6 protein-coding genes and 2 pseudogenes are annotated in these 7,054 nt (G+C 47.7%); 4 read left to right on the forward strand and 4 right to left on the reverse strand.

Annotated elements, in window-relative coordinates:
- Window positions 1-255 precede the first annotated feature (255 nt).
- Window positions 256-528 (reverse strand): annotated as a pseudogene (locus ACJ2PR_RS25095) (CHAT domain-containing protein).
- Window positions 529-640: 112 nt separating this feature from the next.
- The gene (locus ACJ2PR_RS25100) at window positions 641-1,495 is read right to left on the reverse strand and encodes an ABC transporter permease (RefSeq protein ID WP_446861788.1); all 855 of its coding nucleotides are present in this window, start codon (window positions 1,493-1,495) and stop codon (window positions 641-643) included.
- A 354-nt stretch (window positions 1,496-1,849) separates the two neighbouring features.
- Here ACJ2PR_RS25100 and ACJ2PR_RS25105 point away from each other — a divergent pair, with 354 nt between their 5' ends.
- The 3 genes from ACJ2PR_RS25105 to ACJ2PR_RS25115 all read left to right on the forward strand — a co-directional run bounded on the left by ACJ2PR_RS25105 (window position 1,850) and on the right by ACJ2PR_RS25115 (window position 4,923).
- A complete protein-coding gene (locus ACJ2PR_RS25105; protein ID WP_446878990.1) occupies window positions 1,850-2,668 on the forward strand; it encodes an ABC transporter ATP-binding protein in 819 nt (272 codons plus the stop codon).
- Between the two features lie 319 nt (window positions 2,669-2,987).
- The gene (locus tag ACJ2PR_RS25110) at window positions 2,988-3,995 is read left to right on the forward strand and encodes an ABC transporter substrate-binding protein (RefSeq protein WP_446878991.1); all 1,008 of its coding nucleotides are present in this window, start codon (window positions 2,988-2,990) and stop codon (window positions 3,993-3,995) included.
- 172 nt (window positions 3,996-4,167) lie between these two features.
- Window positions 4,168-4,923, forward strand: coding sequence for an SDR family NAD(P)-dependent oxidoreductase (locus tag ACJ2PR_RS25115; protein WP_446878992.1), 756 nt, complete (start codon window positions 4,168-4,170; stop codon window positions 4,921-4,923).
- On the opposite strand, the gene ACJ2PR_RS25120 is transcribed toward ACJ2PR_RS25115, so the two are convergent.
- Window positions 4,891-5,688: an MBL fold metallo-hydrolase gene (locus tag ACJ2PR_RS25120; RefSeq protein WP_446861784.1), complete on the reverse strand. Its 798-nt coding sequence runs from the start codon at window positions 5,686-5,688 to the stop codon at window positions 4,891-4,893. The two genes, ACJ2PR_RS25115 and ACJ2PR_RS25120, sit on opposite strands and share 33 nt — an antisense overlap.
- 14 nt (window positions 5,689-5,702) lie before the next feature.
- Between ACJ2PR_RS25120 and ACJ2PR_RS25125 the strand changes: the two genes are divergently transcribed.
- Window positions 5,703-6,266: a GAF domain-containing protein gene (locus ACJ2PR_RS25125; RefSeq protein WP_446878993.1), complete on the forward strand. Its 564-nt coding sequence runs from the start codon at window positions 5,703-5,705 to the stop codon at window positions 6,264-6,266.
- 7 nt (window positions 6,267-6,273) lie between these two features.
- Here ACJ2PR_RS25125 and ACJ2PR_RS25130 read toward each other — a convergent pair.
- Window positions 6,274-6,969: pseudogene (locus ACJ2PR_RS25130) on the reverse strand (creatininase); the annotation flags it as partial.
- Window positions 6,970-7,054: the final 85 nt, after the last annotated feature.

Genomic DNA, 7,054 nt, shown 5'->3' on the forward strand with positions numbered 1-7,054 from the left:
CCAAAAGAGAAGAACAAAAGATGGATCAGAAGAAATTCGGGCGTTGCTGAATCAGAATATGAATCTGTCCGTCGAAGCTGAATACTCTCGCCCCCTAAATCCCCCACAAGTGAGGGACTTTGAACGAGAAATATTGTCTCAAAGTCTCCCAAAATTGGTAGATTGGGGGGCAGAAGTGCTGAACAACGAAGCGAGAAAACTCCATCGACTTCACGTTCAATGATCAGGACGATTATTAATAGGCAACACGTCAACTTAAAGCCAGTTGCCAACCAGGATAAACGGGGCCCAATAGAAAGGATGGGCGTACTGTGGGTTTTTCAGGAGTATGAGTTGAGCTTGTCGGAGAATCTCTGCTCTACTTAATCTCTGCTCTACTTAAATGTTGCTGAGTCTTAAATGTTGCTGAGTCAAAACGCGATAAAACTCAGCCATCAAATCTGCGGACGAGTCATTGCTTACAGACCACAATGTTGCCAGGGTACTCCGGGCACCAGAACGCACCGCCAGTCGGGCCAGATCAATCAAAAATGGAAGGTCGCGATCGACAGACCACGATTCTTTCTTAGGTCGCTCTTTTGAAGTTGTATTTATTCAGAGAGCTACGTCAAAGCAAGGTTGAAACAATGTTCTGACTGGATCAATGTCGAGTTTGATCAGCCCAAGGCGTGAGCATTGTTGAAATCCATTTTAAGCCGTAGTCGATCGCCAGTCCGATCAGTCCGATCAGTAGAATGCAGAACAAAACTTTCTCAGTTTGCAGAAACCGCTGTGCCTGGATGATTCTAAATCCTAAGCCCGTTTGAGCGGCGACCAGTTCGGCAATGACGAGGTAGTTCCATGCGCCAGAAATATTCACTCGCAAGGTATCTAACACGCTCGGAAAAGTCGCGGGAACAATCACCTTAAACAAAACATCGCGTCGAGTTGCACCCAGCGTATAGGCAACATTGATCATCTCACTGGGAATAAACTTCACCGCATCCGCAACCATGATCGCGTTGTACAACACAACTCCTAATGTAATGATCAAGATTTTTGATTCTTCACCCAACCCCAGCCAGATTACAATCAACGGCACAAAGGCGGTCACGGGCATATAGCGCACAGTTCCCACAAACGGCGCAAACAAACTGTTCATGCTGTAGAACGTCCCCATCGCAATGCCCATCGGCACCCCAACGATCGCTGCTGTCAAAAAGCCCGCCAACACTCGACCACAACTGACCAGCACATCCGCCATCAGGTCATTGTTTGCAAACATCTCAATTCCCGCTTGCACCACTGCCGTCGGAGTCGGCAAAAACATCGGGGGAACTAGCTTGGCATAGCTGACGATCGACCACAATAACAGCGGCACCGCCATCGAAACTGCGACAATCAACACAGCCAATCGCCGCGAAAAGCCCTGCCGAATGCTCCAGAAGACCGAAGGCTTGAGATAGTGATATTGACGATCGGGTGCAGGAGATGAATCTAAACTCGCATTAGCCACAGAAATAGTCCTTTACAGGTGATACAACGATTTGCGGTAGAACGTTGGCTCTATCACTGATCGGCAATGTCAACCTTCGTCAACATTCACTGACATCTCTTTTAGTCTAGGGAGACATTCAGGCTTTTTTGTATTCAAAGCTACTCGATCGGCTTTTTGCACCTGAGTAAAATCACAAAATCAAGTATTTCTAACGTCCCCGCGTAAGTTTTCAGCCGCTCACCTGCCGGAAGGATTTATTTGTTTTTATTAAACAGAGTAATTGGTTATGTATCTAAACTGACACTCTGAGACCACACAATCTAGTTAGCTAGTAGAGACTCGACGTTGTTGCCCACTCCTGGAAGCTCCACTATGCTCGATACTCGATCGCAAGACTTACAGCGTGAGCGGACTGCCACCGACCTGACTTCAATGCCTGCCAAGCTTGAGGTTCGTGACTTGTCCAAGTCGTTTGCGATTCAGAGCGGCGCTTTGACGGTTTTGGAGAATATTAACTTTCAGCTTTTTGCGCGAGAGTTTGTCTGTCTGGTTGGGGCATCTGGGTGTGGCAAATCGACATTGCTCAACATTGTGGCGGGGCTGGCCAGTCCTTCTTCGGGTCATGTGCTGGTGGACGGGCGAGAAGTGACGGGCCCAGGCTCCGATCGCGGGATGGTCTTTCAAAACTACACGCTTTATCCGTGGCTGACCGTTTCTCAAAACATTGCTTTTGGGTTGCAGCTTCGTAAAATGCCCAAAACCGAGCAGCGAGAGCGAATCGAATATTATCTAGACGTGGTGGGGCTGACCCAGTTTTCCAAGTCTTATCCCAAACAATTGTCGGGTGGTATGAAGCAGCGAGTGGCGATCGCCCGTGCATTAGCCAATGAGCCAGCCGTGTTGCTAATGGATGAGCCGTTTGGGGCGCTAGATGCTCAAACCAAAGAGCAGATGCAGCAATTTTTACTTGAACTCTGGGAACAAACCCACGTCACCGTTTTGATGATTACCCACGATGTCGAAGAAGCAATTTTTCTATCTCAGCGCGTCTATGTGATGAGTGCGCGTCCGGGACGAATGAAGCTAGAAGTGCCCGTTAATTTGCCCGGACACCGCGACTTAGATATGAAGCTGTCGCCTGAATTTGTGGAAGTAAAACGTCAGATTTTGCATTCCCTTCGCGACGAGTAAACCATCCCAACTAACAGAATGCTAACCGTGTGACGGCGGTTAAAGAAACGAATGTTTGGGTGGATAAATTGGGGGCGATCGATGAAAAATCTTGGCGGAGGATTCGATTAAACTTGCATTGAAAGCAGGATGTGGCGTTGCTGAATCAGGGGATGAATTGCCCCAAAGCGGCGGGAACCCCAAGGTTCAAAGTCCCCCAATTTTGGGGGATTTAGGGGGCGAAAAGATGGACACTTCTCACAGATTCATCCCTTCAATCAGCAACGCCCTAAAACTGTATCTTTTGTGATTTACTTTATGCTCTCCGAGGAATTCTCGAATGTTTAATTTTCGCTCAATCAAACTGATCGCCTTTGCATTGGTCGCTCTATTGTGGACGGTTGCGTGTTCTCCTCAATCTGCCAGTAACAACGCAGCTAACAATCCTGCTCAACCCCAAACGCTGACGATCGCCACTAACCCCTGGTCTGGCTATTCGGGGCATCACGTTGCGGTGAAAAAAGGCTTTTATGAGCAAGCTGGCCTCAAAATTCAGGACATTTTGTTTCAATCCAACACAGAGCAAATTACGGCGTTTCTGTCGGGTAAGGTTGATCTGGCGTGGCTGACAGCGGGGGATGTGATTCAAATGGCTGGCAAAGATCCCAACCTCAAAATTATTTTTCTCTGTGATTACTCCAACGGGGCGGATGGCATTCTCGGACGCGGCATCAAAACACCTGCTGACTTAAAGGGTAAAACGCTGGCTCGTGAAGATGTGTTGTTTCAGAAAGTGCTGCTGCGGGCGTATCTCGACAAAGGCGGGGTGACTGAAAAGGATTTTACGATTAGAGACATGCCTGCTGCCGATGCGGCGACAGCTTTTAGCGCCAAACGAGTGGATGCGGCGGTGACTTATGAGCCGTTTCTGACTAAAGCAGCCAAAGAAGGCGGTGGAGAAGTAATTTTTAGCTCTAAAGGCACGAATTTGATTGCGGATGTTTTGGTGACCCGTCCCAATTTGATTGCTAATCGTAGAACCGAATTGCTCTCAGTTCTCAAAGCGGCCGATCAAGGAATCAAATTGCTGAAGGCGGGCGATGCGGATGCGATCAATGCCGCCGCCGAAAAGCTGGGAATCAAACCCGAAGAACTGCGCGAACAACTCACAGGAATCACGCTGTTTGACATTGAGGATAATAAGACGATCGGGTTCAATCCTGATCATCCTAACAATGCGATCAAGAGTTTTGAATTGGTTGCTAAAGCTGCTTACGATTTTAAGGTGGTGTCGCAACCGCTGGATGTCAAAGCACTCTATGATGATTCGCTTGTAAAGTCGCTCTAGAATTGAGATTGTTTGAGAGTGGAGATCAAATTTTCACTCTCAAATGATGACAAAACTTTTTGGGCGGTGACTGCTAATAGATTAGGGTTTTAGAACTTTTGTCAGTCAATCACCTCGGATGACTCTGTGCAGCAACACAATCTTGAATGCTGAACAATACAATCATTTTTATATGAAACTCGATCGAAAAGTTGTTGTGATTACAGGAGTCGGGTCTGGAATTGGACGATCGGCTGCCCAAATTTTTGCACAAGCAGGCGCGACGGTGTTTGGAGTCGATGTTGATATTGAAGCAGGACGATCGCTTGCTCAAGAACTCAGTTCTCTCAAGTTTGAGTTTTTTGCCGCCGATTTGTCTGAGCAGCAGGGAGCCGTAGAGACGATCGCCGCCTGCCATCAAACCTATGGGCGAGTCGATGTTCTTTACAACAATGCTGGAATCTCTTTTGTTGAGCCGTTTTTAACCGTCAGTCAAGCAACGCTAGAAAAGATTTTGGCGGTTAACTTTTTGGCTACTTTTTATCTTTGTCAGCAGGTGATCCCCATTATGCAGCAGCAAAAAGCAGGCGTGATCATCAATACGGCTTCTGAGTTGGCTGTAGTCGCTCAACCTTTGTATTCTGCTTATTGCGCCAGTAAGGGAGCCGTGTTGTCTTTTACTCGTGCTTTGGCGCTGGAATATGCTCGCGATAATATTCGCATTAATGCACTGTGTCCGGGCCCGATCGACACTCAAATGTTGGATCAGGAATTTGAACTAGACGCTGACCCAACTAAAGCCAGAGAAGACAGCATTGCAGGAATGCCGATCGCTCGTCTAGGACAGCCGGACGAAATCGCTCAAGTGGCTTTATTTTTGGCCAGTGATGCGCCTCGATTGCTACATGGCTCAACGCTACTCGTGGATGGCGGAAAAACAATTTTGTGAGAGGTGATCAGACGGACAACCCGGCTTGCGTCTGGCTTCTAGATACTCGACAATGATTTGCTGATACCGCTCTTGACCAAAGATCTGATAATGCCCTGGATAAACGGTTTGAATGGGAAGCGCTTGTAAACGTTCATAGCTGGTGATGTAAGTGGGAATATGACTGCAATGAAGCTCATCTAACAAATCGCCATCATAAATGACATCGCCAGAGAACAATTCATCACGCTGCGGATCATACAATCCAATACACCCCGGAGAATGCCCTGGTAAATGCAGTACTTCAAAGGCTCGATCGCCCAGATCTAATACGTCGCCTTCCTGTAGGATTTGAGTCGGTTCGGTCGCTTGCAGCGTGTATTGTTCTACAGTGAATTGAGGATGGGGCAGCAAATCGAAATGTTCTTGCAAAACAAATCCATGTTCGGGGCTGCATAGCGCTTCGTGATCGTCACCCGTTCGGAGTGCGTCAGCTTCGGCAGCGTGAATAGCTCGATGGTCAAATTCGTGCATTCCGCCAGCGTGATCAAAGTGAATGTGAGAGGCGATCGCTAATAGCGGTTTGTCCATTAAGGAGGCAATATGTTGGCGTAAGCTAGAAACGCCCAATCCGGTGTCAATCAGCAAATCTCGATCGCGTCCTTTGATCAGCCACAGATTAGCGCGATTCCACCAGTAGTAGTGCGGTTCGCTAATCAGATACAGTCCATCATTGATCTTTTCAGTCGAAAACCATTGTTCACAAGCTAATTGAGTGTTTTCCATTCTCATCACCTCTCATGATTGATTTAGACACTATTTTTACGGTTGGATCTGATCCTAACGCAGTCTTTACTGCATTGATGCCAGCATTGTGTGAAGCATTAGAGTGCGATCGCTGTTTCCTTTATCTTCGCAATCCCGCAACTAGCCAAGGAACGGTTACTCACTGTTACAGCCGTCATTCACCGTTTGCCGACCTGACAGGCTCAACATTTATTGAAGCAGAGGCTGTAGAAGATCCTTTAATGGGGATGGCGTTTCGTACTCCAGAAGCGGTGTTTGTAGACGATATCGAAACAGCAGGTTCCGACGTGGTGAATGTGGTTTACGAGCGAGAAGCTTTTGGGCATCGTGCCTTAATTCATGCACCTCTTTACGACAAGGGTGAGCTTTATGGCATTCTAGAACCCTGTGTATTTGGGCAGCCTAGAAAATGGAGTGAGCACGATCGCGCCCTCATTCACCTGGTACAACAGCGATCGACGACCTTTGTCGTTCAGTATCTTCGGCAGTATGTTGATAGTGTGGGAATTCTTGAGCGATCGCCGCTGCAATCTGTTGAGCAATCTGGGCTGACATGAGAGTTCCTTTCTCGATGCTGGCAGTCTTAGCGGAAGACAATACCCCCGAAGGCGACACCCAGTCTAATTTTGGTGGATACAGATCATAGGGTGGAAAGTCAGCGGGCTTGTCGTCTGGAATCAAGTGCAACCGAACTAACTTGGGATGATAGTGCAACATGAGCGAGGTTTCTATCACGGCCGCATGTTCGAGTGCATAGCCAGGAAAGCCATCTGGAAAGACTTGGCTGAGAGTTAATTCGGTCAAAAAGTCCCAATATTCTAGTCGCATGACTTTCAGATTCGGCGCAGTGCCCACATCTCGAAGCGCCAGGTCAATTCCTTCTGTCAAAAACCATTGATTCTCATAGTGTCCATTGATGACAACCAGGCTAGTTGCTCCCTGCCGCACCAACTCTCGAATCACATCTCGAATCATCTGACTCAAGGTATTCCCATCTAAGCTAGTTGTGCCAGGAAAGTGCTGTCCGCCGCCTGATTTGGGTTGAAACTTGTAGCCATAGCTAAAGGTCGGAGCAACAATCCCATTCACAAGTTCGGCTACACTTTGAGCGATCGCTGTACTCAACAAAGCATCCGTTCCCAAAGGCAAATGAGGGCCGTGCTGTTCGAGTGCGCCACAGGGAATAAACACCGGGACTTTAGTCTGAATCCGTTCTCGATACTCAACCCAACTAAGCGAACTCATTAATAGTGGATGCATAGAACCGCTCCTATCATGACCCTAACAACAATTAGACCTTTCCGAGAATTTACAAGCGAGACTACTCCTGGGTTTGAGGTCATTT

Source organism: Phormidesmis sp. 146-33, from assembly GCF_052939515.1.

What these genes read in the sequence shown, in the direction of transcription:
- ACJ2PR_RS25105 (WP_446878990.1), top strand. Translation starts at nt 1,850, where the DNA reads ATGCTCGATACTCGATCGCAAGACTTACAGCGTGAGCGGACTGCCACC.
- ACJ2PR_RS25110 (WP_446878991.1), top strand. Translation starts at nt 2,988, where the DNA reads ATGTTTAATTTTCGCTCAATCAAACTGATCGCCTTTGCATTGGTCGCT.
- ACJ2PR_RS25115 (WP_446878992.1), top strand. Translation starts at nt 4,168, where the DNA reads ATGAAACTCGATCGAAAAGTTGTTGTGATTACAGGAGTCGGGTCTGGA.
- ACJ2PR_RS25120 (WP_446861784.1), bottom strand. Translation starts at nt 5,688, where the DNA reads ATGGAAAACACTCAATTAGCTTGTGAACAATGGTTTTCGACTGAAAAG.
- ACJ2PR_RS25125 (WP_446878993.1), top strand. Translation starts at nt 5,703, where the DNA reads ATGATTGATTTAGACACTATTTTTACGGTTGGATCTGATCCTAACGCA.